Genomic DNA, 25,463 nt, shown 5'->3' with positions numbered 1-25,463 from the left:
TCCATTGTCATCACGCCAGCTCGGCGATCCGCTCGACCCCGGCCTCCGCGCCTTGCGCCTTGGCCGCCGCCATCGAGCCGCCGAGGTCAATGCCCCGGCAGCCGTTGTCGACGACGATGGCCGCGAAGCCGAGCCGCCGCGCATCGACCGCCGAATAGTGCACGCAGAAATCGGTGGCGAGACCGACGAGAAAAACCCGCTTCAGGCCGCGCTCGCGCAGATAGCCGGCGAGGCCGGTGGGCGTGGTCTTGTCGTTCTCGAAGAACGCCGAGTAGGAATCGATCGCGGCACGAAAGCCCTTGCGGATGATGAGCTGCGCCTTGTCGGTCGCAAGATCGGCATGGAAGGCCGCGCCCGGCGTGCCCTGGATGCAATGGTCCGGCCACAAGGTCTGCGGCCCGTAGGGCATCGTGACGGACTCGAACGGCGTCTTTCCCGGGTGGCTCGAGGCGAACGAGCTGTGTCCCTCCGGGTGCCAGTCCTGGGTCAGGACGATGTGATCGAACTTCCCGCTCAGCCGGTTGATCACCGGCACAACGGCATCCCCGTCGGCCACGGCGAGCGCGCCGCCGGGACAAAAATCGTTCTGCACATCGATGATGAGCAGCAAATCCTCGTTGGCCTTGATCTGCATTCCGGTCTGCATCCGTTTCACGCGTACTCCGTCAAGGATGGCCCCAGCCCGCGGCAATCTCAAGCCGGACCGCCGAACAATCCGCGGCAAGCCAGCCCCTCCATTTTGGAATCCCTGCCCTGCAGGATGGGCCTGGAAACACCCGCCGATTCATGGATTCTCCCGGCGGGAGAGCGTGGCCGATGCAGACTGCCGTCACACACCATTCCAAGAGCCAGCGTCTCGAGCGCTGGGCGGTCGCCACCCTGCGCGAGGCCGGCGCGATCGTCGAATGCGAACAGCACGGCTGGATGCGCGAGCGCGGCGATCCGCATGCGCTGTCTCTTGCGCTTCGCATCGCACGCGACGATCCGCCACGCGGCTTGCGTAGCTCGGAAGCGGTCGCGGCGATCGAGGACGTCCTGGCCGCGACCGGCGACACCTGCCCTGATTGTTCACGGCACGGAGAGCCGGAAGATCCGCCGCGATTCAAATAAGTGATTCCGCAGCTACCCCAAGATGCCCTAGCCTGAGGCCTCCAGCGGGAGACGCCATCATGCCGAATCATCCGGTCCCGTGGCTGCTGCGCAAGCCATGCCCGACCTGCGGTCGCGCGCTCGCGGTGCGCGAGGGCAAGGGCGGGCGCCGCGAGCTTACTTGCCCGACCTGCGATGGGCCCGATCCGCTGCACTCGCCCAAGGCGCTCCGCTGGGCGAGGGGATCGCTTCGGCCGCCGGAGCGGCCGAAGCAACATTGACGTCACTGGCGCGTAAGCTTGCGCTCGACTTTCTTCCGGCTGTTGCCGACCTTCTTGACCGCCTTCTTCACCGCGGACGACGAGCGGCCGCTTTTCTTGGCTTCGTAGCGGACTTCGTAGTCCTGTCCACCCGCGACGCGGGCGCGATCCTGCTTGCGTCCGCGCGCTGACTTTGCGGTCGAGGCCTTCTTCTTCGTTGCCATGGTGCATCTCCTTCTCAGCGCGCAACGCACGACCCATCGAAGCGGTTCCGCCGATGAGGAAGGCCCATCGCATCGATCAGCCGACGTCGAACTTGACGCCCTGCGCCAGTGGCAGGCTGCGGCCGTAGTTCACGGTGTTGGTGGCCCGGCGCATATAGGCCTTCCATGAATCCGAGCCGGACTCGCGGCCGCCGCCGGTCTCCTTCTCGCCGCCGAACGCGCCGCCGATCTCGGCGCCCGAGGGACCGATATTGACGTTGGCGATGCCGCAATCGGAGCCGCGCGAGGACACGAACAATTCGGCCTCGCGCAGATCATTGGTGAAGATCGACGACGACAGGCCCTGCGGCACGGCGTTGTGCAGCTCGATCGCGGCATCGAGATCACGATACGGCATCACGTAGAGGATCGGCGCAAAGGTCTCGCGCTCCACCGGGCCTGATTGCGCTTCGATCTCGACCAGCGCCGGCCGGACGTAATAGGCCTGCTCGAAGCCGCCGACGGCGACGCGCTCGCCGCCGAACACGCGGCCACCGTGATCGCGCGCGGCGCTCAGCGCGTCCTGCATGGCGTCGTAGGCGCCGCGATCGATCAGCGGGCCGATCAGGGTGCCCTGCTCCAGCGGATTGCCGATCGCCACCGAGGCGTAGGCCTGCTTCAGCCGTGGCACGAGCTGGGCGTAGACGTCGGCATGCACGAACAGGCGGCGCAGGCTGGTGCAGCGCTGGCCCGCGGTGCCCATCGCGGCGAACGCCACGGCGCGCAGGGTCAGACCGAGATCGGCCGTCGGCGTGACGATCGCGGCATTGTTGCCGCCGAGCTCGAGGATGGCGCGGGCAAAGCGGCCGGCAAGGCAGGCGCCGACGACGCGGCCCATGGCGGTCGAGCCGGTCGCCGACACCAGCGGCACCCTGGCATCGTCGACCAGCATCTCGCCGACCGTGCGGCCGCCGAGCAGCAGGCCGGCAAGCCCCTCCGGCGCCTCACCGCCCTCGCGGCGATAACGTTGCAGCGCGCGCACCAGCAGCGCGTCGGTCGCGAGCGCGGTCAGCGGCGTCTTCTCCGACGGCTTCCAGACGACGCTGTTGCCGCACACCAGCGCAATCGCCGCGTTCCAGGCCCACACCGCCACCGGGAAGTTGAAGGCGGAGATCACGCCGGTGACGCCGAGGGGATGCCAGGTCTCCATCATGCGATGCTCGGCGCGCTCGGTCGCGATGGTCAGCCCATAGAGCTGGCGCGACAGGCCGACGGCGAAGTCGCAGATGTCGATCATCTCCTGGACCTCGCCGAGCCCCTCGGAGACGATCTTGCCGGCCTCGATCGAGACCAGGCGACCGAGCGCAGCCTTGTGGGCGCGCAGCTCCTCGCCCAACAGCCGCACCAGCTCGCCACGCTTCGGCGCGGGCACGAGGCGCCACTGCAAGAACGCGGCATGGGCGCGCGCGATCACCGCGGTCGCATCCGCCCTGGTGTCGTCGTGCACATGGGCCAACACCTCGCCGGTCACGGGCGAACGCGCGGCGCGCGTCCCACCGCGCAGCCGCTCCGGCGCAACGCCGAGCGAGGTCAGGATCTCGGCCGCTTCCGCAACGAGGGTCAGGGGCGATGCTTGGCTGGGCGACATATGCAACTCCGGATTGTCCCCCGCGCCGGTGCGCGCGAGACGTCATGAATGGTCCATCATAAACGCCCCCGTGTAGATCAAATCCGGCTGCGGCGCGAGCACCCGGGCGCTGGGCAAACGGCCACTGGGAAGGTCGCTCGTCGGCTCATGGGGCGTCCTCCCGCTCGTTCTGCCTCGCGCGCGCGCAGGCTGAGCCTTCTGGCGCGCATCGGCGAGATCCCGCGACGCAGCGCGCCCGGGCTGATGGGATCGATGAGCCCTCGCGAAACACGAGGGCGCAGGGAATGCCGGGAGCTGGCCGCCCCCATGGCCCGCCTGCGAAAAAAATGCAGGCGGCAGGAACCACAGGTTCAGCCGAGACATCCCGGCATTCCCCGCGCGATGGTCTTCACGCTTATACCGTGATCTCCCCGGTGTACGGCTCTTTAGCCACCGTCGCCCTCGGGATCATCGCCCGAAAGCTTGGCGCCAGCGTCGCGGCGCCAGGACCACACGACTTCACGTCCGCCAGCTGCCGTTCGTCCGCGTGCAAGCACGCTGCGGCAGACAAGCGGCCATCGCCTCCCCGCCTCACGTGTCGTGACGATCGCGATACGCCCCTCGTGGCGAAGCAGGATGGACGCAGTAGAGCACATTTTCTGGAAAAGCGAAAGCGTTTTTTGGAGCGCCGCAGCGACCGAAGGTCGTCCATGACACGTCTTGCGTTGGAAGACGGATTGTGATCGTCGAGGAGAACTGCGAAGTGGCTCTCGCAACAAAGATCATTGCGGTCCTATCCGCCTCGATATACCAACCTCGCATATGTCCTCGCGAGAGACGATCAGCATGACGATCGAGACTTGGTTCGCATTTGCGGGAACGTCCATCATCCTCCTGGTGATCCCGGGGCCGACGGTTCTGCTGGTGGTCTCCTATGCGCTGGGCCAGGGGTGGCGAACCGCGCTGCCGACGGCCGTCGGCGTCGCGCTGGGCGACTTCACCGCCATGACCTTGTCCATGCTGGGCGTCGGTGCGTTGCTGGCGACCTCGGCGCTGCTGTTCACCGTGCTGAAATGGATCGGCGCGGCCTATCTCGTCTGGCTCGGGATCAAGCTGTGGCAGGCCGGCGGCGCGCTGAACGCCGTGCCGCGGACCGACAGGACCTCGGCGCTGAAGATGCTCGGTCACGCCTGGATCGTCACGGCGCTGAACCCGAAGAGCATCACCTTCTTCGTCGCGTTCTTGCCGCAGTTCCTCAGTCCGAACGGCAGCTTCCTCACGCAGATGGTCGTGTTCGAATCGACCTTCATCGTGCTCGCCTTCGCCAATGCCGTCGGCTATGCGCTGATCGCCTCGCGCGCCCGCGCGCTCGTAGGGAGCGCGAAGGTGATCAGCATCTTCAACAAGGCGGGCGGCACCCTTCTGATCGGTGCGGGCGTCGCCGCTGCGGCGGCGCGGACGGCGCAGAACTGAACGGGCTGCGACCTTCGGCAGGGATTGTCGCCGGCCACATCGGCTGACAACGCCCGCGAGGCGTCGTCCAGGTTTCTGCAACGCGCAGGTCAGGCTATATTGCCGCCGTCACCTGTTATCGAGCAGGCTTTGCCATGGCCGACACACACCCATCCAGTCCCGAGCTCTGGCCGTCGATCCAGCACGAGGCCCGGCGCATCGCCGCGGCCGATCCCGTGTTCAGCCGCGCCCTGTCGGCTGCAATCCTCGACCATTCTGATCTCGGCAGTGCCGTCGCGCAGCAGATCGGCATCCGCCTCGGCAGCGGCGATGCCGCGCGCGCCCGATTTGCCGCGGTCGCGCGCGAGGCGTATGCCGCCGCGCCTGAGCTCGTCGAGGCGGCGGGTCGCGACCTCGGCGCGATCGCGACGCAGGATCCAGCGACGACAGCGCTGCTGCCGCCGCTGCTGAACTACAAAGGCTACATCGCGTTGCAGGCCTATCGCGTCGCGCACTGGCTCTGGGGCAACGGGCAGCCCGACCTGGCGCTACTGCTGCAGGCGGACTCTTCAACATCCCTGCAGGTGAGCATCCACCCCTCGGCGCGGCTCGGCACCTCGGTGTTTCTCGATCATGCCACCGGCATCGTCATTGGCGCCCACAGCAGCATCGGCCACGACGTCACCATTCTGCAGAACGTTACGATCGGACGACACGACGCGCTGCCCGGCCGCGCCCCGCGGATCGGCCGCGGCGTGCTGCTCTCCTCGGGCGCGACCGTGCTGGGCGACGTCGCGATCGGTGATTTTGCCAAGATCGGCGCCGGTGCCGTCGTCACCACCGATGTGCCGTCGGGCTGCACCGCCGTGGGCACGCCGGCTCGCCTGACGAACTGCCCGGAGCAGCCGATCCCGGCCTGACCACGATTCCTCGCAACTCCTGGGGCGGCCGGCTCTACAGCAATGTATCAAGCTTGGCCGCGGTGACGGAGATCAGGTCGCGGATCTTGTCGCACTCGGCCGCAAGGGATGCGAGGGCCGGATCCGACCTGATGCACCGATCCAGATTGGCGACCGCGCTTCGCCAAAGCTCCAATTCGCACCGCAGCCGTCCGACCTCGCTGGTTGCCACCGCATCGCGCAGCCTTCGCGCCGACGATCCGCAACGAGGCCCGGGTGGGAAATGCGAGGATATCGGCCACGGATCACCCCGGTGAGAGTGGTGGAATTCGGCAAAGGGGCGACAGGCGCATGACGCGCCGGCCGGCGGCATCGCCTGCAACCGCGCGGCGGCCCGGGTTGACAGGCCGCCGCGCGTCGGCGCTTATCGATCCGGCCTCAAGCCGCGGCGCGCTCGGCCAGAGCCTGAGCTTCGGCCGCGGCACGCGCCATGCTGGACGACATCTCGCTCGTGACGGTGCTCTGCTCCTCGACGGCGGCGGCCGTCGACGTCACATACTCGCTGACGTTCTGGATCGCCTGCTTGATCGAGCCGAGAGACGTGACGACGCCCCCGGAGATATTGTTGAGACTGTCGATCTCCGTCGCGATCTTGTCGGTGGCGGTCTTCGCCTGGGTGGCCAGGTTCTTGACCTCGGATGCAACGACGGCAAAGCCCCTGCCCGCTTCGCCGGCCCTGGCGGACTCGATGGTGGCATTCAGCGCCAGCAGATTGATCTGGCCGGTGATGTTGTGGATCATCTCGACGATGCCGCTCATCGACTGAGCCGCATCGGAGAGCCGCTGCGCCTGCGCGTCGGCTGCGGTGACCCGGTCCACCGCGCCCATGGCGGTCTCGCGCGACTTCGTCATCGCTTCGGAAATCTCGCGCACGGACGCGTTGAGTTCCTCTGCGCCCGCCGCCACCGATTCCATCATGGCCCGCACGCGCTCGTTGCCCATGCGAACGAAGACCTGCCGGGTGACGTCGGTCGCATATTTGACCACCTTGAACGGCTTGCCGTTGAGGTCGAGGATCGGATTGTAGGAGGCCTGGATATAGACTTCCCTGCCGCCCTTGCCGATGCGCTTGTACTCGGCCGACTGGTACTGGCCGCGGTTCAGGCTCGTCCAGAAATCGCGATAGGCAGCGCTCTCCCGCTCGGACGCTTCGACGAACATGCTGTGATGCTTGCCCTGGATCTCGGCCAGGGTGTAGCCGAGCGCGCGAAGGAAGTTGTCGTTCGCGGTGATGATCGTGCCGTCCATGTTGAACTCGATCACCGCCTGGGACTTGCCGATGGCCTCGATCTGCCCGGCGAGGTCGGCGTTCTTCAGCTTCTGCGCGGTGACATCGGTCGCGAACTTGACGACCCCGATCGGCCTGCCCGTCGCATCGAGCACCGGATTGTAGGTGGCGAGGATCCAAACTTCCTTGCCGCCCTTGCCGATGCGCTTGTATTCGCCGCCCTGGTATTCGCCGCGATTGAGCGCAGCCCAGAACTCGCGGTAGGCCGGGCTGTCGCGCAGCGCGGGTTCGACGAACATGCTGTGATGCTTGCCCTGGATCTCGTCGAGGCGGTAGCCCAGCGCATCGAGGAAATTCTTGTTGGCACTGACGATGGTGCCGTCGAGCTTGAACTCGATCATGGCCTGCGCGCGATCGATGGCGGCAAGCTTGGAGCCGTCGGCCATGCTGCGCAGCTTCTTCTCGGTGACGTCGGTCGCGAACTTGACGACCTTCACCGGCTTGCCGGCGCTGTCGAGGACGGGATTGTAGGACGCCTCGATCCAGACTTCGCGACCGCCCTTGCCGATCCGCTTGAACTCGGCAGCCTTGAACTCGCCCTGGCGCAGTGCGGCCCAGAACTCGCGGTAGGCGGCACTGTCGCGCTCCGAAGGATCCACGAGCATGCTGTGGTTCCTGCCCTGGATTTCCTGCAACTGATACCCGACCGCGTTCAGGAAGTTCTGGTTGGCGGTGATGATCGTGCCATCAAGCTGGAATTCGATCACGGCCATCGCACGACTGATTGCTGCAAGCTGCGCTTCGGCGTCCGAGCGGCTATTCGATCGAAACAACAAGGTGACCTCCAGATGATGAGTACGTTTTCAGATGATCGGCGACGGTGACGGTTGCCCATGCGACCGACGACATGTCTGCGCAAAGATTGATGCAACTTGTTCCACTCTCGTTAAAGCGCGTTGAGAAATCCGGTTTTTCCGTAGTTCTACCGTTGTGGCATGATGTCAGACATACAATGACGCCGCGCGGAAGCTGCGCTGCGGCGCCCCAACATCAAAGGTGAAGCGTACGATGCTGCATCCAGAGATCGCGGGCGGAAGGATCCGGCGATCCGCACTGACAGGGCGGACCGCCGCTCCCGTCATATTCATTTTGCAGGCGCACCCGGTCGGAAAGATTGCCGCAGCCCATCTCGTTGGCCCTTGGGCGCGTCAGGTCGGGATCGCTGTAGGCGCCGATCAGCGGATCGCCGCCGCGGGAGCGGACCTGGAACGTGCAGCAGATATCGCCCGCGTCGACGACCAGGCTGACGTCGTGGTGACGGAGATGCTGGTTGGCGCCCTCGATATGGTCGCACAGGAGCGAGCGGGCGGACGGCGGTGCGGATCACCCGGCGCCATCCTGAAATGATAGATGATCAACTGGCTCCGTCCACCCAACCTGCATCGATCAGGTATTCCTCAGGAGATGTGCGCCTGCGACCAGACGTTTTCCATCTTCACCGCGTCGAGCGCGGCCGCCGGCTCATCGATGCGATACGGCTTCGACAGGATGCGGACGTCCCGCGGTGCCGGTGATGGTGTCACGCAGAGTCTGATGCTCCAATTCGGCATCGAGCTCGGCGCCGATCAGGATCACGATGGCGGAGATCCAGATCCAGGTCATGAAGCCGATGGCGGCGCCGAGCGAGCCATAGGTCGCGTTGAAGCTGCCGAAATTGGCCGCATACCAGGAGAACAGCGCCGAGCCTGCGAGCCACAGCACCGCTGCCAGCGCGCCGCCCCAGCTGATCCAGCGCCATTTCGGCTCCTCGCGGTCCGGCCCGTAGCGGTAGATCAGAGCCAGTCCGAGCGCGACGCAGATGAAGATGACCGGCCAGCGGCCGATCCGCAACACCAGGTCGCCGGCCTCGGACATGCCGAGATAGTTCAGCAGCACCGGGAGCACGACGACGGCTCCGATCGCGAGCAGCGCGAACAGGATCGCGCCTCCGGTGAACAGCAGCGAAATCGCGTTCAGCTTGATGAAGCCACGCCTCTCCGGCTCGCGATAGACGACGTTGAGCGTATCGAATAGCGACTTCATCGCGGCATTGGCGCTCCATAGCGAGATCGCGAGGCTGACCAGGAAAGTGATGCCGAGCGCCTGAGTGCCGTTGGCGGAGACGCGCGTCAACTGGTCGCGCGCGATGTCGATGGCGCCGCCCGGCATCACGCCCTGCAACTGCTCCAGATGTCCGGTGATCCTGGCCGGATCGGAAAACAGGCCGTAGATTGCCACCAGCGCGGCCAGCGCCGGAAAGATCGCCAGCAGGGTGTAGAATGTCATGCCTGCGGCGAGCGCAACGATCCTGTGCTCGGTGACGTTCTCGTAGACCCGGAACAAGACGTCCTTCCAGCTGCGCGCGGGAATCTCCGAGGGCAAACGCGCCAACCGGCCGTGTCCATCGTCGACCCTGCTCGCGCGTCCCGTGCGCCCGGCCTGTTCGGGCCGCTGATCGAAATAGTGGATCAGGAACGCGAACCCGAGCAGAGCCAGCATCCCGCCGGTGCCAGGTGCGCGCGGGCTGCTCGCGAAAACGCTTGGGGAGTCGCGATGGGCGGCGTCTGACGTCCTGGATCGGCGAAACATGGGATCGGTCCATCACTAGCGGCGAAAAAAGCAACCGGGGCGGTGGACGAATGTTCCGGCATCACGCCATGACGCGCGTTGCCGAGCTCCGCGACGGTGGGGCTGCCTCAGATCTTCAAGAGGCCAACTCGGGCAAGCGCCAACATGCAGATATTTTCGTTCGTCGGTGAACGCGAAGCTGCGACGCCGACACAACAGTTAATGTTGCGCGTGAGGAACGGGCCTGCGCACCGTCGCGTTGCAACGGTACCTTTCAACGCAAGGATAAACGCATGCGCCGCCTGCTGTTTGCTTCGCTGTCTGCCACCGCCGTCCTCGCGGGCTTCGCCGCGATCTCGCCCGCCTCCGCCGCGCAGGACCGCTACTGCCTGCAAGGCAGGATCTGGGGCTATCCGGGCAACTGCCAATTCTCCACCTATCGCCAGTGCCTGGCTGCGGCCTCCGGCACCGATGCCGGCTGCGGTATCAACCCCACCTACGCCTATGCCCGGCAGCGCGGCTACGACCGACGCTATTGAGCGCGGGTCATTGCATCAGCCTCTCGCGCGGTGGACGGGCAGCGCCATCGATCGAGACATGGCTGCGATCGGAAGTTGGCTGCGATTGAAACATGGCTGGCGGCGACATCTCTGGCCGCCACGCCCCCTGGCCCTGCTCTATTGCGTCGCGCAATGGCACCATGATCCGTTAGCTGTTGCGGCAACTCCCATCTGAGGCCGGCAGCCGCGCGTCCTCTCCTCCTCCGCCGCTCCGTGCGCGGAACATTGCGCCTCGCTGTCGCTTATACGGCGACCAATGTCGAACCGGATGAGGACCATCATGGACGGACTGATTTATCTCGTGGGGTTGATCGTGGTCATCATGGCCGTTCTGTCGTTCTTCGGCCTGCGCTGAGACGGCATCATGGCCATGGAAACCGCGCCGGTCGTCACGTCACCCGTTGCAAGCGCGACGGCCGATAGCTGGACCCTGCAATGGACGCCGGTCGTTGCAGGAGCCATCACCGCCGCTGCGGTCTCTTCGATCCTGATCGGCTTTGCCATGTCGGTCGGCCTCGGTGTCAGCTCCACTGCGCCGACATGGCGCGACGCCTCGGTGGCGCTCTGGCTCCTGTCAGGACTGTATCTGGTGCTGCAGGCGCTGATCAGCTTCGGCTGCGGCGGCTACATGGCGGGCCGCCTGCGCGCGCCGCACGGGCTTGCCGAAAGCGAAGAGATCGAAAAGCGCGACGGTCTGCACGGCGTCGCAGCCTGGGCGCTGGCGGTCGTGCTCGGCGCCACCCTGGCCGTGCTCGGCGCGTCCACGGCGACACGGACCAATCCGCTCACTGCGCCGGCGACGGCCAATGAGCCGTCGGTCCTGAGCTATGAGCTCGACCATCTGTTCCGCGCGCCGCGGCCGGCGCCCAGCCCGGATCTCGCACCCGCGCGCAGCGAAGCCGGACGCATCCTGCTCACGGCGTCGAGCCACAATGGCGTCAGCCCGGAGGATCGCGGCTATCTCGTGCAGATGGTCAGCGGCACGACCGGTCTCGCTGCTCCCGATGCCGAGCGGCGGGTGGACAGCGTGATCGCGCAAGCCAAGAGCGCGATCTCGCGCACGCGCGCCGGCACCGCCATCCTGGCGTTCTCGGTTGCCACCGCGCTGCTGCTCGGCGCCGTCGCAGCCTGGGCGGCCGCGGAGAGCGGTGGCCGTCACCGCGACGGCAAGCCTGTCACCGGATGGATGCTGCACGCCAACCGCTTCAGCCGGCGGCGCGACATGTGGCGCCGGCCGATGTCGATGCCGGAATAGAGCACGTCATGAACCGCAAGTGGCCCGGCCCATCGTCGGGCCGCTTCGCATGGCACCGCCGCCGCGAAAGAAGCGTGCAATTCAGGCGAGCCGCAGAATCATCAGGTTCGCGTCGCCGCCATAGCTGCCGGTCGGATCGGTGGCGGCGGCTGCCTTGTCGACTGCAAATCCTTGCCTCTCCCAGAATTGCGTCGAGCCGTTGACGGCGATCAGCGACAGCGACGTCAGGCCGAGCGCACGCGCGTGTCGGATCAGCTCCTCAACGATCACTGTCGCCGAGCCGCTGCCGCGGGCCTCGGGCAGCAAGGCGAGATCGTGGATGTAGTAGGTCGATGCGGGCGACGGAATGCTTCCGATCAGCACGTTCAAGGCCGGCGGCCGGCCGAGCTGCCAGGGATGGCTGAGCACATAGCCGGCGATCCCGGCGCCAGCCGCGAGCAGCACGCGGCATCCATCGGGGTGGAGACGCAGGCGCTCCGCGAAAACACGCCTGTCCTCGGGATAGTTCGGGTGCAGGCGGGCCGCGATCCCATCGACATCAGCAAGATCGCCTGGCGCCATTGCACGCCAACTCATGCGGCCCGCGCCGGGCTGGTTCTGGCTCACTCGTCCTTGCTCACTTGTCGTTGCTCACTTGGCGAGCGCCAGCCAGCGCTCGCCGGCCGACAGCGCCGCCGGCCACAGCGCCTCCGTCGGCTGCCCGCGATGCAGCGCCTTGCCGACCTCACAGATCGACATGAAGGCCGCCGAGCGCGCCTCCTCCACCTCGAGCGGCTGCTCCGCGCTCGGGCTGCGGACCAGGCCCATCAGGCCGTTCAACGTCTGCAGGGCCGCTTCCGGCGGGCTCGCCTCCGCCGCCCTCAGCGCAGCCACGATCTGCTGCGCCTTTTCCGATTCGGTCATCACGTCGGTCATCGTCGCTTCGTTCGCCCGTGCCTCACGGGAGAACGCTAGCAGCCGGACGAAGGTCGGGCAATGCTTGGGCAGACGGCGCCCCAATGCCGAACGCGCAGCGCCGACGTGCTCCTCAGCTCAACCCTGCCGATGACGTTGGTGTCGATGACGCGCCGGATGTCCAAGAGGTTCTGATCGTGAGGGCGTAGAAGCCGATCGGCGGCGCGCCGCCGCGGGTCCATTTCGCCCCGCACGACCGAGAGCTCAGGGAGTGCGTGCATCCCCTCCGAGTGCCCGAGCCAGCACGCTGCCAAGCATGCCGGCCTGCGCAGCGCTCCCGCGCCAGGCCACGATCTGATCGGGACGGATCAACGCGAGGTCGGCCTCGTAGAGATCACGCAAGGCCCGCGGCAAGGTGACGATCTCGACGTCGGCACGCAGCGGCCCCATGGCCTCACGGAGTTGATCCTCATCGAGGTCGCTGCCCTCACAACGCAGCAGCGTCCATTCGAAGCCGAAGCGGTCGTACAGCGAGATACCGTGCTCCAGCCAGGCATGCGGCGCGCGGCCGCCGGGACAAGCGCTCGGCACGTAGACGTTGGCCGCATCCGGCGGCGGTCGAGTGCCATCGGGGACGATGATCGGTGAGCCGTCGTAGCGGCCGCCGAAGGTGATGCCGGGGATGTTGAACTCGGCGCGCGCATGCCGATCGAGATAGGCGCTGGCGATGCGCCGAGCCTCGTCGCCGGCCGCTGTCGCGTCCTCGATCTCGGGCACCGCGGCAAACAGGCCGAGCGAATCCGCAAATCGGCGCGCGTAGTCGGTGTTGCGCAGCGCCACCGGACGGCGCTCGGCCTCGTAGCTGTCGAGCAGCGAGACGGGGCTCGTTCCCTTGACGACGCTCGCGAGCTTCCAGCCCAGATTGACCGCGTCCTCGATCGCGGTGTTGTAGCCGAGTCCGCCGGTCGGCGTGAACAGATGCGCCGCATCACCGCCAAGCAAGACCCGGCCGCGCTGCATGCTCTCGGCGACCAGCGCATGACCCGCGGTCCAGGTGAGGTGCGACAGCACCTCGCAGGGAATGGGCGCACCGCAGGCACGCTGGAACGCTGTCCTTGCGTCCTCGGCAGTGATCGCGCGTTCGTCCTCGCCCGGCCGCAGCTGGGTGTGGAAGGCAAACTCGTCGCGGCCGTTCACCGCGGCCGTGAAGGCGCGACGGTCACGATTGAAGCAGACATACATCCAGGCCCGCGCATGGGGGATGCTGGCGTAGAACTCCGGCGAGCGGAGATAGACCGCGAGCATGCGGCCGCCCATGAAATCGCGCTCTATTCCCGTCGTTCCGCCATAGGAGATCCCGAGCGTTTGTCGCACCCGGGAGCGCGGACCGTCGGCGCCGATCAGGAAATCAGCCGCGACCTCGCAGCGCGCACCGTCGCTGACACGCTCGACGTCGGCGGCAATGCCGCCGTCATCGGCGACGTAGCCGATCAACCGATGCCCGTAGTGCAGCTGAATGCCTGCAAGCCGCGCTGCGTGCCGGCGCAGGATCGCCTCGACGAACTTCTGCGACACCCGATGCGGCAGCTCGGCCGCGCTCCATGAGCCGGACAGACCCTTCACCAGTTCCGTCGCGCGTGCTGCGGACGGCAATTGAAAACGTGCCAGCTCATGCGCCGTGTAGCGCGTGAAATAGGCGACGTCGGTCGGGTAGTCCGCGGGCAGGCCGGCGCGCCGGACCTCGTCGGCGAAGCCGAGCCGGCGGAAATGCTCCATCGTCCGCGCCTGCGTCGCGTTGGCCTGCGGGTTGAAGGCCGTTCCCGGCTTCTCGTCGACCAGGATTGCGGACACGCCGCGGCGGCCAAGCTCGTTGGCCAGCATCAGCCCGCACGGCCCGCCACCCGCGATCAGCACCGAGGCGCTCAGACGTTCGATCACGGCGCTTCTCCTCGCAATGGAGGAAGGCTACCGCGCCCCGCAAAATAGTCAAGCAACCTGACTATCTGACGTCGCTGAGCGTATCGAAGCGGGCGCCGTAGGCCTGCAATCCCTGCACGATCGCGTCCATCGCCGCCTTGCCGAGCTCCTTGCGCATCTCGGCTTCGGCCACATCGACGGCATCGCCAAACGCCTCCAGCCATTTCAGTCCGGCCGGCGTGAAGCGGACGAGGCGCGCGCGCCGGTCGCTCGGATCGGCTTCGCGCGACACCAGTCCCAGCTCGGCGCATTGATCGACCAGTTCGCCCATCGCCTGCTTGCTCATCGAGGCCCGCCGCGCGAGCTCGGTCAGCCGCGTGCCCTCGACGTCGAGATTTCGCGTGAGGCTGACATGAGCGATCCGCGTTTCGCCGTGACCGCTCTCCGCCATCAGCTGGAGAACCCGGGATTCGAACCGGCGCACCGCATTGTTGAGCAACCGGCCGACATTGGCGTGCCGCCAGGCCGTTCCGGTTCGTCCCGCAAGCGGCGCCGTGCGTGGAGATCGCGCTGTCATGTCGGGAACACCTCGCTTCATCGAGCTACGCTGGACCAGCGTAGCAGGCGCAAGGTGACATCGGGAAAAGCGTGAGTTGTCACGCCAAGAAATGGTCGGAGCGGCAGGATTCGAACCTGCGACCCCTGCGTCCCGAACGCAGTGCTCTACCGGGCTGAGCCACGCTCCGACTTGGGAAGCCGGCTTATAGCGTTGGGTTTCCGTCTTCGCAAGGACACAAGGCAGGAAATCGCATCGAAATCGCTGATCGTCGGCAGAGGGGTTAACCGCTTGAGGCCGTGGGGCTTTGTCCGGCGGCCATGGCGCGAGCGCAATGCGACAGGCGATTTGCGCGCTTCATTCGAACGTCCGCGCCCGCTATAGCCGAGCGCGGAAGCCACTGCCGTCCCGTACCATCGATGCCCGCCCCAGACATGCAAGCGATCGAGACCAGGATCCTGCCCGCCGACGCGGCTGGAATCGCGCAAGCCGCGGCGACGTTCGCCCGCGGCGGACTGGTCGCGTTCCCGACCGAGACCGTCTACGGCCTCGGCGCCGATGCGGCCAATGCCGCGGCCATCGCCCGCCTCTATCAGGCCAAGGGCCGGCCCGCCTTCAATCCGTTGATCGCCCATGTCGCCGATATCGCGGCGGCGCAGCGCATCGGCCGCTTCGATGCCACCGCCGAGCGTCTGGCCGCCGCGTTCTGGCCGGGACCGCTGACTTTGGTGGTGCCGCAGGCCGCGGGCTGCACGGTCGCAGATCTCGCGACGGCCGGTCTCGACACGGTCGCGATCCGCATTCCCTCGCATCCGATCGCGCGAGCGCTGCTCGCGGCGTTCGCCGGCGCCGTGGTGGCGCCCTCCGCCAACATCTCCGGCCACGTGTCGCCGACCACCGCGGCTCATGTGGCGGCAGATCTCTCGGGACGAATCGACCTGATCCTGGACGGCGGGCCGGTCGAGGTCGGTGTCGAATCGACCATCGTCGGCTGCTTCGACGAGCCGACCTTGCTGCGCCCGGGCGGGGTTCCCAGCGAGGCGATCGAGGCGGTGCTCGGCCGTGCGCTGGCGCGGCCCGCCGCAGAGACCAATACGTCCGAGCAGCCGCTGGCGCCGGGCATGCTGGCCTCCCACTATGCGCCGCGCGCCGCCGTCCGCCTCGACGCCAGCGAGGTCGCGGCCGGCGAGGCGCTGCTCGCCTTCGGTCCGGTGACCTTGCCCGGGGCCGACCAAGCCGCCGCGATCCTGAACCTCTCGCCCTTGGGCGATCCAGCGGAGGCGGCGATGCATCTTTTCGGCTATCTTCGCAGCCTCGATGCCAGGGGTGCGCGCAGCATCGCGGTGATGCCGATCCCGAACGACGGACTGGGCGAGGCCATCAACGACCGGCTGCGCCGCGCCGCCGCGCCGAGATAACACTGGAAGCGACTGACCATGAACATCAGCCAGCCTGCCCTGCCGCCGCTGCCGCCCGATTTGATCGCGCAATTCGCCGCCATCGTCGGCGAGCGCCAGGCGCTGACGGCGGAGACCGACGTCGCCCCCTACGTCACCGAGGAGCGCAACCTGTTCCACGGCCGCTCGCCGCTGGTGCTGCGCCCGGGCTCGACCGCCGAGGTCGCGGCAATCTGCAAGCTTGCCAGTCAGCACCGCATCGCGCTGGTGCCGCAGGGCGGCAACACCGGTCTCGTCGGCGGACAGACGCCGCACAATGGCGAGGTGGTGGTGTCGCTGAAGCGCATGGACAAGATCCGCGAGGTCGACACCGCCTCCAACACCATGATCGCCGAGGCCGGTGTCGTGCTGCAGGTCGCGCAGCAGAAGGCCGCCGAGGTCGACCGGCTGTTTCCGCTGTCGCTCGGCGCCGAGGGCAGTTGCACCATCGGCGGCAATCTCTCGACCAACGCCGGCGGCACCGCCGCGCTGGCCTATGGCGTGGCGCGCGAGATGGCGTTGGGGGTCGAGGTGGTGCTGGCCGACGGGCGCGTGCTCAATGCGCTGTCGAAATTGAAGAAGGACAACACCGGCTACGATCTGCGCAATCTCTTCATCGGCGCCGAGGGCACGCTCGGCATCATCACCGCGGCGAGCCTGAAGTTGTTTCCGAAGCCGCGCGCGGTCGAAACCGCGTTCGTCGGCCTGAAGTCGCCGGATGACGCGTTGAAGCTCTTGGCGATCGCGCAACGCGAGGCCGCCGGCAACCTGACGAGCTTCGAGCTGATTGCCGCGATCGCGCTCGACTTCTCGATCCGCCACGCCGCCGGCAACCGCGCGCCGCTGTCGGGCGCCCATCCCTGGTTCGTGCTGATGGAATTGTCGTCGTCGCGCGACGATGCCCGCGCCACGCTGGAGACGATCCTGGAAAAGGGTCTCGAGGAGGGCATCGTCGACGACGCCGCGATCGCCGGCAGCCTCGCCCAGCGCATGGCGTTCTGGAAGCTGCGCGAGGACATCTCGGCGGCGCAGAAGCCGGAGGGCGGCTCGATCAAGCACGACATCTCGGTGCCCGTTGCGGCGGTGCCGGCGTTCATCGCGGAAGCCAACGCCGCCGTCGTGAAGCTGATGCCCGGTGCGCGGCCGGTGCCGTTCGGTCATCTCGGCGACGGCAATATCCACTACAATGTCAGCCAGCCGATCGGCGCCAACACGGCCGACTATCTCGCCCGCTGGCACGAGGTGAATGCTGTCGTGTTCGAGATCGTGCTGCGCATGGGCGGCTCGATCTCGGCCGAGCACGGCATCGGCGTGCTCAAGCGCGACGAGCTGCCCGACGTGAAGGACCCGACCGCGATTTCGCTGATGCGCGCGATCAAGGCGCAATTCGATCCGCTCGGGATCATGAATCCCGGCAAGGTGCTCTAGGCTTTCGACGCTCCCATGGACAGTGCCCCTGCTCTCGCGGTTTCCGACATCACCGATGCCGACGTGCCAGCCATCATCGCGCTGTGGCAGCGCTGCGGCCTGACGCGGCCGTGGAACGATCCGGCCGCCGACATCGCGCTCGCCCGCCGCGGCGACAATGCGACCGTCCTGGTCGGCCGCAGCGGCGGCGCGATCGCAGCCTCCGTCATGGTCGGCCATGACGGCCATCGCGGCTGGGTCTACTACGTCAGCGTCGATCCCGAGCATCGCGGCCACAACCATGGCCGCGCCATCATGGCCGCGGCCGAGGACTGGCTGCGCGCACGCGGCGTCGCCAAGCTGATGCTGATGGTGCGCGGCGACAACACCGCGGTGCAGGCGTTCTACCAGGCGCTCGACTATGCCGTGCAGGACAGCGTCGTGTTCTCGAAATGGCTCGACGGGCGCCCGCCGACGCCCGGAATGAAATAGAGGCGAGCGATGAGCATCTCCGACCGCATCCGCGTCCACGAGACGCGCGTGCTCTCCGACCATTACGGGACGCTGACCTCGACGAAGTTCGAGTGGCGGCGCGACGACGGCACGTGGCAGATGCAGAGCCGCGACGTGTTCGAGCGCGGCAACGCCGCGGCGATCCTCCCCTACAACCTCGCGCAGCGCAGCGTCATCCTGGTCAAGCAGTTCCGCTATCCCGCCTTCCTCAATGGCTACGACGATCTCCTGATCGAGGCCGCCGCCGGCCTGCTCGACGATGCCTCGCCGGAGGAGCGCATCCGGCTCGAAGCCGAGGAGGAGACCGGGTTCCGGCTGCACGACGTCAAGTTCGTGTTCGAGGCGTTCATGAGCCCGGGCGTCGTCACCGAGAAGATCCATTTCTTCGTCGCCGAATACGAGCCTCGCATGCGCGTCAGCGCCGGCGGCGGGCTCGCGCATGAGGGCGAGGAGATCGAGGTGCTGGAACTCTCGATCGACGACGCGCTGGCGATGATCGCCGACGGCCGCATCCAGGACGCCAAGACCATCATGCTGCTGCAGCACGCCGCGCTGAGGATCTTTGGCTGAGCGCGGCCAACGCTCGGTCGCGGGTCTTGCTTCTCTGTCGTCCTCCGCGAAGGCGGGGGACCCAGTCTTCCACCGGCAGCCGTTTCGGCACGAGAGGCCACGGCGTACTGGATCCCCGCTTTCGCGGGGATGACGATCTTCTCTGTCGATATATCCCGCCTCAGAACAAACTCCCCTGCCCGTCATCCGCAGCCGCAGGCGAAACTTTACGAGATGCAACCTTCTTCGCCGGCTTGCGCTGCGCGTCCTCGGCGGCGCGCATCTCCGCGGTCATCGGCAGCAACAGCTGCTCATCGTCGTTGGCCACCGCATTGACGCGCGTGGAGACCTCGTACCACGCGAACTCGCCCTCGCGAGGCGGGATCAGCAGCCGCATGGCCTCGTCAGGATCATCGGAGCGGCAGTCGAGCCACAGCGCGAAATCATCCGGCCTGATCGTCACGGGAACACGATGATGCAGCGTGGCGAGATCGCGGCTCGCGGCCGCGGTGACGATCGCCACCGTATCGACCTCCTCGCCGTTCGGCCCCATCCAGGTCTCGGCGAGGGCCGCGAAACCGAGCGGCGCGCCGTCACTGCGATGGATGAAGAACGGCCGCTTGCGACCATCGATCACCTGCCACTCGTAATATCCATCAGCGGGCACTAGCACGCGGCGCCGCCGGATCGCATTCTTGAACGCCGGCTTCTCGCGTACGGACTCCGAACGCGCATTGATCAGCAGCGTGAAATTACGGGGATCCTTGACCCAGGCCGGAATGAATCCCCAGCGCATGAGCCGAAAATGCCTGATGTCCTGATCCAGAAGAACTACGGGAATCGGCTGCGTCGGAGCAATATTGTGCCGCGGCGGAAAGTTCGGCTGTTCCTCGTAGCCGAAAATCTGCCTGAGAGCCGCGGGCGGTGAAGTGATCACGAAGCGTCCACACATAATCTCACTCAAATCGTCGTGTGTTCAGCACCTTTTAACTTGGGTTGCCAACACTGCAGCGGATGACCGCAGCGGCGACCCATTCCGTGCCTACCGATCGCACGACCCAACGACCGGCGGGCAGCGCCATTGACCCGGCGCGGGCCGCGATGCTGCGCGCCGCCAACATCAATCCGCGCACCGGGCTCGCCACCGACTATCTGAATCATTTCAACGAAGCCGTGATGCTGCTCGAAATGATTCCCGATATTCCGGAATGCGCCGAGGATTTTCTGGCGTGGTCGCCGCTGACCTATCCAGAACATTTCACGCACACCAATTTCAAGGCCCGCGATCTCGTCATCGAGGCCTATGAGCAGGCCGATCCGGCGATTCGCGACAAGTTCGATCATCTCACGAAGACCATGACCGACATCCTGCTCGCGGTCGGCAGCGCGATGCGCGCTGCCAAGCAGGACGCCACCAAGGCCAAGCTCGCCGAGCAGGCCGCGGCGTGGGTCAAGCCGCTGGTGACGCAGGCCGGCGGCATCATCAATGGCGACATCGAGGTCGACCCCGACCCGGTCGACGAGGTCGACGCCGTCGACGCCATCATGGCAAGCTTCTGAGCAGCACGGGCTGCCGGCCCGGCAGTCTTCACGCTACGGTGCAGACCACGCCTGGAGCCATTGGCATGACCGCCCCGACGCCGCCCCGCCACCCCCAACTCGCCGTCAGCGCCGCCATCTTCCGCGACGGCAAGCTCCTGCTGGTGCGCCGGGCGCGTTCCCCCGCCAAGGGCGTCTACACGCTGCCCGGCGGCCGGGTGGAGCTCGGCGAAACCCTGCACGAGGCCGTCGCGCGCGAGGTCATGGAGGAAACCGCACTCTCGATCGCAATTGTCGGGCTGGCCGGATGGCGCGAGGTCCTGCCGGCCCAGGGCAGCGGCGGCCACTATGTGATCCTTCCCTTTGCGGCCCGCTGGCAGGCCGGAGAGCCCCGGCTCAACCCGGAACTGGACGACTTTCAGTGGCGCCTCCCCGATGCGCTCGAGGGCCTCACGCTGACTGACGGACTGCCGGAGATCATCGCCGCCGCACGGACCCTGGTGTAGGCGCCTTGCGTCCGCCGTCCGGCAAAGGCATATGACGTCGGTGTTCCCCATGATCCCCAAGCGCCTCCTGGCCGTCCTCATGCTCGTTGCCGCCTGCGCCATTGTGCCCGCGCGCGCACAGGATGCGGCGGCGCCGTTCGATGGCGATCTGCAGCGGCTGGCCGAGATCCTCGGAACCCTGCATTACCTCCGCGGCATCTGCGGCAGCAATGAAGGCGCCAAATGGCGCAACCAGATGCAGGCTCTGATCGATGCCGAGACGCCGTCGGGCGAACGCCGCGCCCGCATGATTGCCGGCTTCAACCGCGGCTATAACGGCTTTCAGCAGACCTACCGGACCTGCACGCCGGCGGCGATGGTGGCGATCCGCCGCTACATCGACGAGGGCTCGAAGATCTCGCGCGACCTCACGGCGCGCTACGCCAACTGATGGCCCATGGTTGACGGCGCGCGGGCGTTATCCACGTTTGCGTTAACCTTGTTAACCTTTCCTAAAGAACTGGCCTAGGCGTCCGCCGCCTGCGTGGTAAACCTCACTGGTCCGGCGCGTCCGCGTTCGGAATTCAACGCGCCTCGCGGCCCCGCCAGACTGAATTCAATGAGCTTTCCCGTCACTTTCAGCGCCCTCCCCGCCGTCCTGCCCGACCACGAGCAGAAGCAGGCCGCGCTCAGCTACCTCAACGAAGCCTGGGCGGAAGCGCGCCACGACGGCGTCGACGGCGACTGCCTGGCGCAGGCCAGCCTGTTCGCGGCGCTGGCCGAACTCGTCACCACCTATGGCGAGGACGCGGTCGCAACCTTCGTCGAAGGCCTGCCGGAGCGCGTCCGCAACGGCGAGTTCTCGCTGTCGCGCGCAACGCAGTAGGTTCTCCCGCTCCTCGCGGGTAGCCCGGATGAGCGCAGCGACATCCGGGGTCTCATCCGCAGCCTCGTTGAACCCGGATATCGCTGCGCTCATTCAGGCTACGACAACTACGTCGACAAACTCCGCGTCATTGCGAGCGCAATGACGGAGCCAAAACGAAGAGCGCCCATCGGTGCCGAGATCCGTCTCCACATCTCAAACAGCATCGAGACACGCCTCATCGTCCTCGCGGCGCGATGCGTCCGAGCGATGACCGACGTTCGGCCCTCATTCAATCGAGGGCGCAGGGAAGGCTGGGCGTCGGCTGACGCCCATGGCCCCCGTGCGAACAAAAGTGCACGGGGCAGGAACCACAGGTGCAGCCGGATGAGCCCAGCCTTCCCTGCGCGATGGTTTTAACGCTTCTTTCGCGCTCTCCCTGGGGACCGGCTTGATTGCCCCCATCGCCTGCGCCGATGCTCTCGCATCACGCTCAGGCTTGACCTCGGCATCGGGAGGCCAGGACCACGCGACTTAACGTCCGCATCGGGATTGTTCGTCCGCGCAGCCAAAGCCACGCTGCAACCCGACACGTCCACCGCCTGCCCGCCTCGCGTCTCGTGACGACCGCGCGTACGCCCCTCTCGTTGAGGCGGGATGGGTGGAGGATAGACACGTATTCTGGAAAAACGAAAGTGAAATCTTTCGCCCGGAAGGTGCTGCGGGCGCGATCACGTTGAGACAATGCGCAAAATTGCCGTTTCGGCACAGGCGTTTCGTGTAGTTGCGGCGAACCCGAACGACGGCGTTACAAACAAGATCGCGCGACTGATTCGCCCGACGGGCTCTTTTGCTTTGCGTTTCTTGCGGCGCTTCAGTCCCAATCCATTCCGCCGATGACGCCAAGAAACCAGCCGCCGATAAAAGCGGCCGTAAGCGCCATGAGATCGATCGTCACGGAGGGACCAAGCTCCTGGTTGTCTTGAACATGACTAAGTCCAATCAACCCAAACTCAAGAATTGCCGCGCAGAATACAGGCCAAAGCGCCCGCCGCCGCGCTGCCAGCCGCTGGGCCGGGCCAGCCCCCCGAGCGTTCCGTGATAGAGCCATGGATCGACGAAGCGACACCACGGCAGTCAAGACGACCACGATCATAAAGGCGATGAAGTACACCAGACACTATCCTTGGGGCCAACCCTACCGTCTTGAAGGTCACAGGCGAATAGCGCGAACCGGTTTTCTCAACCCTAAGAAGACAACAAGATACAGCCCCGTCGGAGCCCTGTTGCCGGGCACCTGCTTCCGGTTGAGCATCAGAAGCAGACCTTCACGCGAGCCGGCGACCAGATCCGTTATGGGCCTTTTCACACAGCCAGGGCCACAAGCGGACATTTGTCTCGTGTTGAGGGATCGAGCTACGTTAACGTCGGCTGCCTAGAGGTATCAACCGATGATTGTGATACGGTTTTGCTTGCTGACCGCTCTACTGTGTCTCGGCGTACTGTTGTGGCGATCAGAAAAGATTGAGGCTCAGGGGATGATCTCGCCCGAAATCCAGCGTCGAATCGATGATGTCTGCGCGTGCCTCAGGACGAAGGTGGTGGAGAAGGACGATCCTCACATTTGTCAAAGGCTCCCGGACCGCATGGCCGCTGATCGAGTGCCGGGCGTCAGCATTGCGGTGATCCATAATGGCGCCGTCGAATGGGCGCAGGGATTTGGCGTCGCACAACTCGGGGGCGGCCCCGTGACGGCCGATACCCTGTTCCAGGCCGGTAGCATCAGCAAGCCGGTCGCGGCGATGGCTGCGCTTCATCTCATCGAGCAAGGCAAGCTGGCGCTCGACTCGGACGTCAATCAGGCACTGACCTCGTGGAAGATCCCCGCAAGCGCAGCTGCGCCAGGCGCCGTGGTTACGCTGCGTGAGTTACTCAGTCACACTGCCGGGCTCACGGTGCACGGATTCCCGGGCTACTCGGCGGGTGCTCCGATTCCCTCGCTCGTCCAAGTCCTAGATGGAGAGAAGCCAGCCAACACCGCCCCCGTTCGCCTGGAGGCTGCTCCGGGAAGCCGTTGGAAATACTCCGGCGGTGGCTACACGGTGATGCAGCAGTTGCTGCTCGACGTCTCGCATCAACCGTTCCCTAAGCTCATGCATGACACAGTGCTTGCGCCTATCGGCATGACCCGCAGTACCTACGAACAGCCGCTGCCGGTGGAACTGCGCTCCAGCGCTGCGACGCCCTACAAGGCAAACGGCGCTCCTGTAGAGGGCGGGTCCCACATCTATCCGGAAATGGCGGCTGCAGGACTTTGGACGACGCCGACTGACCTCGCGCGATACGCGATCGAGATTCAGCGTTCGCTGCTGGGCGATTCAAATCGAGTGCTTTCGACTGAGATGACCAAGCAGATGCTCGTTGCCGGTCAAGGCAATCACGGTTTGGGTTTTCCGATCGGGGGCTCGCAGGAAAATCCCTTCTTTTCGCACGGTGGTATCGACGAGGGTTTCGAAGCGGTGCTCGTCGCCTATCAGCATAGTGGCGATGGAGCGGTCATCATGACCAACGCGCAAGGCGGCCAGCTACTAGCGACCGAGATCTTGCGCAGCATCGCTTCGGTCTACGGCTGGCCGGATTTTCATCCGATCGTCCGCACGAGCGTAGAGGTCGATCCCGCTATTCTCGCGACATACACTGGCGTCTATGACTTTACGCCGACGTTCTCGATCACCATCACTCTGGAGAATGGGCAACTGATGTCGCAAGCGACCAATCAACGCAAAATCCGGCTATTTCCCGAGTCGCAGAGCAAGTTCTTCGCGAAAGTCGTTGACGCCCAGTTGGAGTTTTTCTCGACGGACGCCGGGCAGATCTCCCATCTAGTTCTTCATCAGAATGGCAACGACGCGCGGGGCGAGAGAAGGCATTAGCGCGTCAGACCTGACCACATTCCTGGGCTGACCATGCACCGCGAACAACGTCGGCCTCGGGTCACAAGCGGCCCCTGCGCTTCCACGGTCGTTAACTTCCGGTGCACCCCGACAGCGGACGTCGCGGGGCCGGGCGGAAAGGTCCGAGATGGGTCACAAGCAGATATCGGCGGAGAGCGACGGCACCACGTTCGTCCGTCAGCCCCCGGGGCCGTCCTTCATGATGTAGCCCATCAGGTCGTCCACGTTGTGCTCCAAGTCCCGGATGATGTTCTTGACGACGTCTCCGACCGAGATCACGCCCACGACCTTGCCCGCGTCCAGCACCGGCAGATGGCGAAAGCCACGTTGAGCCATCATCGCCATGCAACTGTCCAGCCGGTGATCCGGCTTGACCGTCACCGGGTTGCCCGTCATCACCTGACCCACCGGCGTCTGCTTGGCGTCGAGCCCGGGCAGCAGCACTTTGATGGCGCAGTCCCCCTGCGTCACGATGCCGACCAGCGCGCCGTCGTCGATGACGAGCACCGACCGGACCCGGTTGTCGCGCATCTGGCGCAAGGCTTCGACGACCATGTCGTCGGAACGAACATGGATCAGGGCGCCACTCTTCTGGGCCAGCGCGCTTCTTACTGTGCTCATCGATGTCCCCTCCTGGACCCCGTCCTGCCCCGCCTTGATGGTCCGGATGGCAGGATAGTCGAAATATCCGGCTTCGTCAGCGCCTCGCCGATGCGGTGCGCCTGGCCGCGAACCGAACGATGATCGGGGGTCACAGGCGGCCTAGCGATTCCTGGGATTGCAGACGTCAGGTCGTCCCCGAGAGCGGAACCATCGGGTGCCGGCAAAAATGTTGCTCGGCAAAACGCAAGTCGATCGACGATCGCGGTCAGTAGAGAGCTCTGGGTCAAGAGGCGGCGTACTGGAATTTCTCCCCCACGTCCGCGTCGTCCCTGGCAGCGGACATTCGCATTCGTCTTGGCCGGCCGCCGCCGCCTGCCTCCTGTCGTGACGCCCGCTCGGACATCCAGGCTCCAAAGGCCGTCCCGGCGTCGCGGAAACCGACAGCAGACCGAGAACTGCCCAACGGCCCCCTCGGCAGCCATGTCGCTCGGAAACTCTTCACAAA

At 66.0% G+C, this 25,463-nt stretch carries 28 protein-coding genes and 1 tRNA gene; 16 read left to right on the top strand and 13 right to left on the bottom strand.

Translation table 11 applies throughout. The annotated features are described in order from the left end of the window. Positions 1-10: 10 nt before the first annotated feature. Entirely contained in the window at positions 11-646 is a 636-nt protein-coding gene (pncA, locus tag QX039_RS07970) for a bifunctional nicotinamidase/pyrazinamidase (protein ID WP_315740934.1), read from the bottom strand. Positions 647-816: 170 nt separating this feature from the next. Between pncA and QX039_RS07965 the strand changes: the two genes are divergently transcribed. Then, complete coding sequence (locus QX039_RS07965; RefSeq protein ID WP_315774192.1) at positions 817-1,110, top strand: hypothetical protein; 294 nt, start codon at positions 817-819, stop codon at positions 1,108-1,110. 59 nt (positions 1,111-1,169) lie between these two features. Beyond that, positions 1,170-1,370 (top strand): hypothetical protein, encoded by a 201-nt coding sequence (locus tag QX039_RS07960; RefSeq protein WP_315740927.1) that lies wholly within the window; start codon positions 1,170-1,172, stop codon positions 1,368-1,370. A gap of 2 nt (positions 1,371-1,372) precedes the next feature. Here the strand turns inward: QX039_RS07960 and QX039_RS07955 are convergent, their stop codons facing one another. After that, entirely contained in the window at positions 1,373-1,573 is a 201-nt protein-coding gene (locus QX039_RS07955; protein WP_315774193.1) for a DUF3606 domain-containing protein, read from the bottom strand. A gap of 76 nt (positions 1,574-1,649) precedes the next feature. Continuing rightward, entirely contained in the window at positions 1,650-3,200 is a 1,551-nt protein-coding gene (locus tag QX039_RS07950; protein ID WP_315774195.1) for an aldehyde dehydrogenase family protein, read from the bottom strand. An 825-nt stretch (positions 3,201-4,025) separates the two neighbouring features. Here QX039_RS07950 and QX039_RS07945 point away from each other — a divergent pair. Further along, the gene (locus QX039_RS07945) at positions 4,026-4,652 is read left to right on the top strand and encodes a LysE family translocator (RefSeq protein WP_315774197.1); all 627 of its coding nucleotides are present in this window, start codon (positions 4,026-4,028) and stop codon (positions 4,650-4,652) included. Positions 4,653-4,786: 134 nt separating this feature from the next. Continuing rightward, complete coding sequence (locus QX039_RS07940; protein ID WP_315774199.1) at positions 4,787-5,551, top strand: serine O-acetyltransferase; 765 nt, start codon at positions 4,787-4,789, stop codon at positions 5,549-5,551. Between the two features lie 417 nt (positions 5,552-5,968). Here QX039_RS07940 and QX039_RS07935 read toward each other — a convergent pair whose 3' ends face one another. Beyond that, a complete protein-coding gene (locus QX039_RS07935) occupies positions 5,969-7,591 on the bottom strand; it encodes a PAS domain-containing methyl-accepting chemotaxis protein (RefSeq protein WP_315774200.1) in 1,623 nt (540 codons plus the stop codon). A gap of 295 nt (positions 7,592-7,886) precedes the next feature. Here QX039_RS07935 and QX039_RS07930 point away from each other — a divergent pair, with 295 nt between their 5' ends. Beyond that, positions 7,887-8,225: a hypothetical protein gene (locus tag QX039_RS07930; protein ID WP_315774202.1), complete on the top strand. Its 339-nt coding sequence runs from the start codon at positions 7,887-7,889 to the stop codon at positions 8,223-8,225. A 114-nt stretch (positions 8,226-8,339) separates the two neighbouring features. On the opposite strand, the gene QX039_RS07925 is transcribed toward QX039_RS07930, so the two are convergent. Continuing rightward, a complete protein-coding gene (locus tag QX039_RS07925) occupies positions 8,340-9,356 on the bottom strand; it encodes a YihY/virulence factor BrkB family protein (RefSeq protein WP_316219510.1) in 1,017 nt (338 codons plus the stop codon). 362 nt (positions 9,357-9,718) lie between these two features. On the opposite strand from QX039_RS07925, the gene QX039_RS07920 reads away from it, so the two are divergent. Continuing rightward, the gene (locus QX039_RS07920; protein WP_315773929.1) at positions 9,719-9,964 is read left to right on the top strand and encodes a DUF3551 domain-containing protein; all 246 of its coding nucleotides are present in this window, start codon (positions 9,719-9,721) and stop codon (positions 9,962-9,964) included. A 385-nt stretch (positions 9,965-10,349) separates the two neighbouring features. Then, positions 10,350-11,240: a hypothetical protein gene (locus tag QX039_RS07915; protein WP_315773931.1), complete on the top strand. Its 891-nt coding sequence runs from the start codon at positions 10,350-10,352 to the stop codon at positions 11,238-11,240. 81 nt (positions 11,241-11,321) lie between these two features. Here the strand turns inward: QX039_RS07915 and QX039_RS07910 are convergent, their stop codons facing one another. The 5 genes from QX039_RS07910 to QX039_RS07890 all read right to left on the bottom strand — a co-directional run bounded on the left by QX039_RS07910 (position 11,322) and on the right by QX039_RS07890 (position 14,797). Then, a complete protein-coding gene (locus QX039_RS07910) occupies positions 11,322-11,816 on the bottom strand; it encodes a GNAT family N-acetyltransferase (RefSeq protein ID WP_315740171.1) in 495 nt (164 codons plus the stop codon). Between the two features lie 54 nt (positions 11,817-11,870). Then, complete coding sequence (locus tag QX039_RS07905) at positions 11,871-12,143, bottom strand: hypothetical protein (RefSeq protein WP_315740183.1); 273 nt, start codon at positions 12,141-12,143, stop codon at positions 11,871-11,873. A 255-nt stretch (positions 12,144-12,398) separates the two neighbouring features. Beyond that, positions 12,399-14,072, bottom strand: coding sequence for an FAD-dependent oxidoreductase (locus QX039_RS07900; protein WP_315740170.1), 1,674 nt, complete (start codon positions 14,070-14,072; stop codon positions 12,399-12,401). Positions 14,073-14,133: 61 nt separating this feature from the next. Then, complete coding sequence (locus QX039_RS07895) at positions 14,134-14,628, bottom strand: MarR family winged helix-turn-helix transcriptional regulator (protein WP_315740169.1); 495 nt, start codon at positions 14,626-14,628, stop codon at positions 14,134-14,136. Positions 14,629-14,720: 92 nt separating this feature from the next. Continuing rightward, positions 14,721-14,797, bottom strand: a tRNA-Pro gene (locus tag QX039_RS07890). 229 nt (positions 14,798-15,026) lie between these two features. Here QX039_RS07890 and QX039_RS07885 point away from each other — a divergent pair. From QX039_RS07885 to QX039_RS07870, 4 genes are read left to right on the top strand one after another with little or no spacing between them, the layout of a single operon-like run. Beyond that, positions 15,027-16,025, top strand: coding sequence for an L-threonylcarbamoyladenylate synthase (locus tag QX039_RS07885; protein ID WP_315739992.1), 999 nt, complete (start codon positions 15,027-15,029; stop codon positions 16,023-16,025). Between the two features lie 18 nt (positions 16,026-16,043). Beyond that, entirely contained in the window at positions 16,044-17,471 is a 1,428-nt protein-coding gene (locus QX039_RS07880; protein WP_315739991.1) for an FAD-binding oxidoreductase, read from the top strand. 15 nt (positions 17,472-17,486) lie between these two features. Next, positions 17,487-17,942 carry a GNAT family acetyltransferase gene (locus QX039_RS07875; protein WP_315739990.1) on the top strand — a complete coding sequence of 152 codons (456 nt, stop codon included), beginning with the start codon at positions 17,487-17,489 and terminating at the stop codon, positions 17,940-17,942. A gap of 9 nt (positions 17,943-17,951) precedes the next feature. Beyond that, positions 17,952-18,533 (top strand): NUDIX domain-containing protein, encoded by a 582-nt coding sequence (locus QX039_RS07870; protein WP_315739989.1) that lies wholly within the window; start codon positions 17,952-17,954, stop codon positions 18,531-18,533. 160 nt (positions 18,534-18,693) lie between these two features. Here the strand turns inward: QX039_RS07870 and QX039_RS07865 are convergent, their stop codons facing one another. Further along, positions 18,694-19,464, bottom strand: coding sequence for an SOS response-associated peptidase (locus tag QX039_RS07865; protein ID WP_315773933.1), 771 nt, complete (start codon positions 19,462-19,464; stop codon positions 18,694-18,696). 86 nt (positions 19,465-19,550) lie between these two features. Between QX039_RS07865 and QX039_RS07860 the strand changes: the two genes are divergently transcribed. The 4 genes from QX039_RS07860 to QX039_RS07845 all read left to right on the top strand — a co-directional run bounded on the left by QX039_RS07860 (position 19,551) and on the right by QX039_RS07845 (position 21,422). After that, a complete protein-coding gene (locus QX039_RS07860; protein ID WP_315717204.1) occupies positions 19,551-20,072 on the top strand; it encodes a hypothetical protein in 522 nt (173 codons plus the stop codon). A gap of 65 nt (positions 20,073-20,137) precedes the next feature. Then, the gene (locus tag QX039_RS07855) at positions 20,138-20,557 is read left to right on the top strand and encodes an NUDIX hydrolase (RefSeq protein WP_315739987.1); all 420 of its coding nucleotides are present in this window, start codon (positions 20,138-20,140) and stop codon (positions 20,555-20,557) included. A gap of 31 nt (positions 20,558-20,588) precedes the next feature. Beyond that, positions 20,589-20,987 (top strand): TIGR02301 family protein, encoded by a 399-nt coding sequence (locus QX039_RS07850; protein WP_315717206.1) that lies wholly within the window; start codon positions 20,589-20,591, stop codon positions 20,985-20,987. 168 nt (positions 20,988-21,155) lie between these two features. Continuing rightward, complete coding sequence (locus QX039_RS07845; protein WP_315717207.1) at positions 21,156-21,422, top strand: hypothetical protein; 267 nt, start codon at positions 21,156-21,158, stop codon at positions 21,420-21,422. A gap of 853 nt (positions 21,423-22,275) precedes the next feature. On the opposite strand, the gene QX039_RS07840 is transcribed toward QX039_RS07845, so the two are convergent. Next, entirely contained in the window at positions 22,276-22,575 is a 300-nt protein-coding gene (locus QX039_RS07840; RefSeq protein WP_315739986.1) for a hypothetical protein, read from the bottom strand. A 364-nt stretch (positions 22,576-22,939) separates the two neighbouring features. Between QX039_RS07840 and QX039_RS07835 the strand changes: the two genes are divergently transcribed. Further along, positions 22,940-24,334, top strand: a complete 1,395-nt coding sequence (locus tag QX039_RS07835) for a serine hydrolase (protein ID WP_315773936.1) — start codon at positions 22,940-22,942, stop codon at positions 24,332-24,334. Positions 24,335-24,532: 198 nt separating this feature from the next. Here the strand turns inward: QX039_RS07835 and QX039_RS07830 are convergent, their stop codons facing one another. Continuing rightward, positions 24,533-24,976 carry a CBS domain-containing protein gene (locus QX039_RS07830; RefSeq protein WP_315739984.1) on the bottom strand — a complete coding sequence of 148 codons (444 nt, stop codon included), beginning with the start codon at positions 24,974-24,976 and terminating at the stop codon, positions 24,533-24,535. Positions 24,977-25,463 lie beyond the last annotated feature (487 nt).

Source organism: Bradyrhizobium sp. SZCCHNR1043, assembly GCF_032489675.1.
GTDB lineage: Bacteria > Pseudomonadota > Alphaproteobacteria > Rhizobiales > Xanthobacteraceae > Bradyrhizobium.
Note: the sequence above shows the minus strand (reverse complement) of the source record. Positions and strands in the feature narration are given on the sequence as shown.

Coding starts and splice junctions, on each gene's coding strand:
- QX039_RS07830 (WP_315739984.1), bottom strand. CDS start 24,976: ATGAGCACAGTAAGAAGCGCGCTGGCCCAGAAGAGTGGCGCCCTGATC.
- QX039_RS07940 (WP_315774199.1), top strand. CDS start 4,787: ATGGCCGACACACACCCATCCAGTCCCGAGCTCTGGCCGTCGATCCAG.
- QX039_RS07930 (WP_315774202.1), top strand. CDS start 7,887: ATGCTGCATCCAGAGATCGCGGGCGGAAGGATCCGGCGATCCGCACTG.
- QX039_RS07880 (WP_315739991.1), top strand. CDS start 16,044: ATGAACATCAGCCAGCCTGCCCTGCCGCCGCTGCCGCCCGATTTGATC.
- QX039_RS07855 (WP_315739987.1), top strand. CDS start 20,138: ATGACCGCCCCGACGCCGCCCCGCCACCCCCAACTCGCCGTCAGCGCC.
- QX039_RS07870 (WP_315739989.1), top strand. CDS start 17,952: ATGAGCATCTCCGACCGCATCCGCGTCCACGAGACGCGCGTGCTCTCC.
- QX039_RS07895 (WP_315740169.1), bottom strand. CDS start 14,628: ATGACAGCGCGATCTCCACGCACGGCGCCGCTTGCGGGACGAACCGGA.
- QX039_RS07845 (WP_315717207.1), top strand. CDS start 21,156: ATGAGCTTTCCCGTCACTTTCAGCGCCCTCCCCGCCGTCCTGCCCGAC.
- QX039_RS07960 (WP_315740927.1), top strand. CDS start 1,170: ATGCCGAATCATCCGGTCCCGTGGCTGCTGCGCAAGCCATGCCCGACC.
- QX039_RS07965 (WP_315774192.1), top strand. CDS start 817: ATGCAGACTGCCGTCACACACCATTCCAAGAGCCAGCGTCTCGAGCGC.
- QX039_RS07885 (WP_315739992.1), top strand. CDS start 15,027: ATGCCCGCCCCAGACATGCAAGCGATCGAGACCAGGATCCTGCCCGCC.
- QX039_RS07910 (WP_315740171.1), bottom strand. CDS start 11,816: ATGAGTTGGCGTGCAATGGCGCCAGGCGATCTTGCTGATGTCGATGGG.
- QX039_RS07920 (WP_315773929.1), top strand. CDS start 9,719: ATGCGCCGCCTGCTGTTTGCTTCGCTGTCTGCCACCGCCGTCCTCGCG.
- QX039_RS07850 (WP_315717206.1), top strand. CDS start 20,589: ATGACGTCGGTGTTCCCCATGATCCCCAAGCGCCTCCTGGCCGTCCTC.
- pncA (WP_315740934.1), bottom strand. CDS start 646: ATGCAGACCGGAATGCAGATCAAGGCCAACGAGGATTTGCTGCTCATC.
- QX039_RS07925 (WP_316219510.1), bottom strand. CDS start 9,356: ATGCTGGCTCTGCTCGGGTTCGCGTTCCTGATCCACTATTTCGATCAG.
- QX039_RS07875 (WP_315739990.1), top strand. CDS start 17,487: ATGGACAGTGCCCCTGCTCTCGCGGTTTCCGACATCACCGATGCCGAC.
- QX039_RS07955 (WP_315774193.1), bottom strand. CDS start 1,573: ATGGCAACGAAGAAGAAGGCCTCGACCGCAAAGTCAGCGCGCGGACGC.
- QX039_RS07835 (WP_315773936.1), top strand. CDS start 22,940: ATGATCTCGCCCGAAATCCAGCGTCGAATCGATGATGTCTGCGCGTGC.
- QX039_RS07905 (WP_315740183.1), bottom strand. CDS start 12,143: ATGACCGAATCGGAAAAGGCGCAGCAGATCGTGGCTGCGCTGAGGGCG.
- QX039_RS07915 (WP_315773931.1), top strand. CDS start 10,350: ATGGCCATGGAAACCGCGCCGGTCGTCACGTCACCCGTTGCAAGCGCG.
- QX039_RS07935 (WP_315774200.1), bottom strand. CDS start 7,591: ATGGCCGTGATCGAATTCCAGCTTGATGGCACGATCATCACCGCCAAC.
- QX039_RS07865 (WP_315773933.1), bottom strand. CDS start 19,464: ATGTGTGGACGCTTCGTGATCACTTCACCGCCCGCGGCTCTCAGGCAG.
- QX039_RS07945 (WP_315774197.1), top strand. CDS start 4,026: ATGACGATCGAGACTTGGTTCGCATTTGCGGGAACGTCCATCATCCTC.
- QX039_RS07950 (WP_315774195.1), bottom strand. CDS start 3,200: ATGTCGCCCAGCCAAGCATCGCCCCTGACCCTCGTTGCGGAAGCGGCC.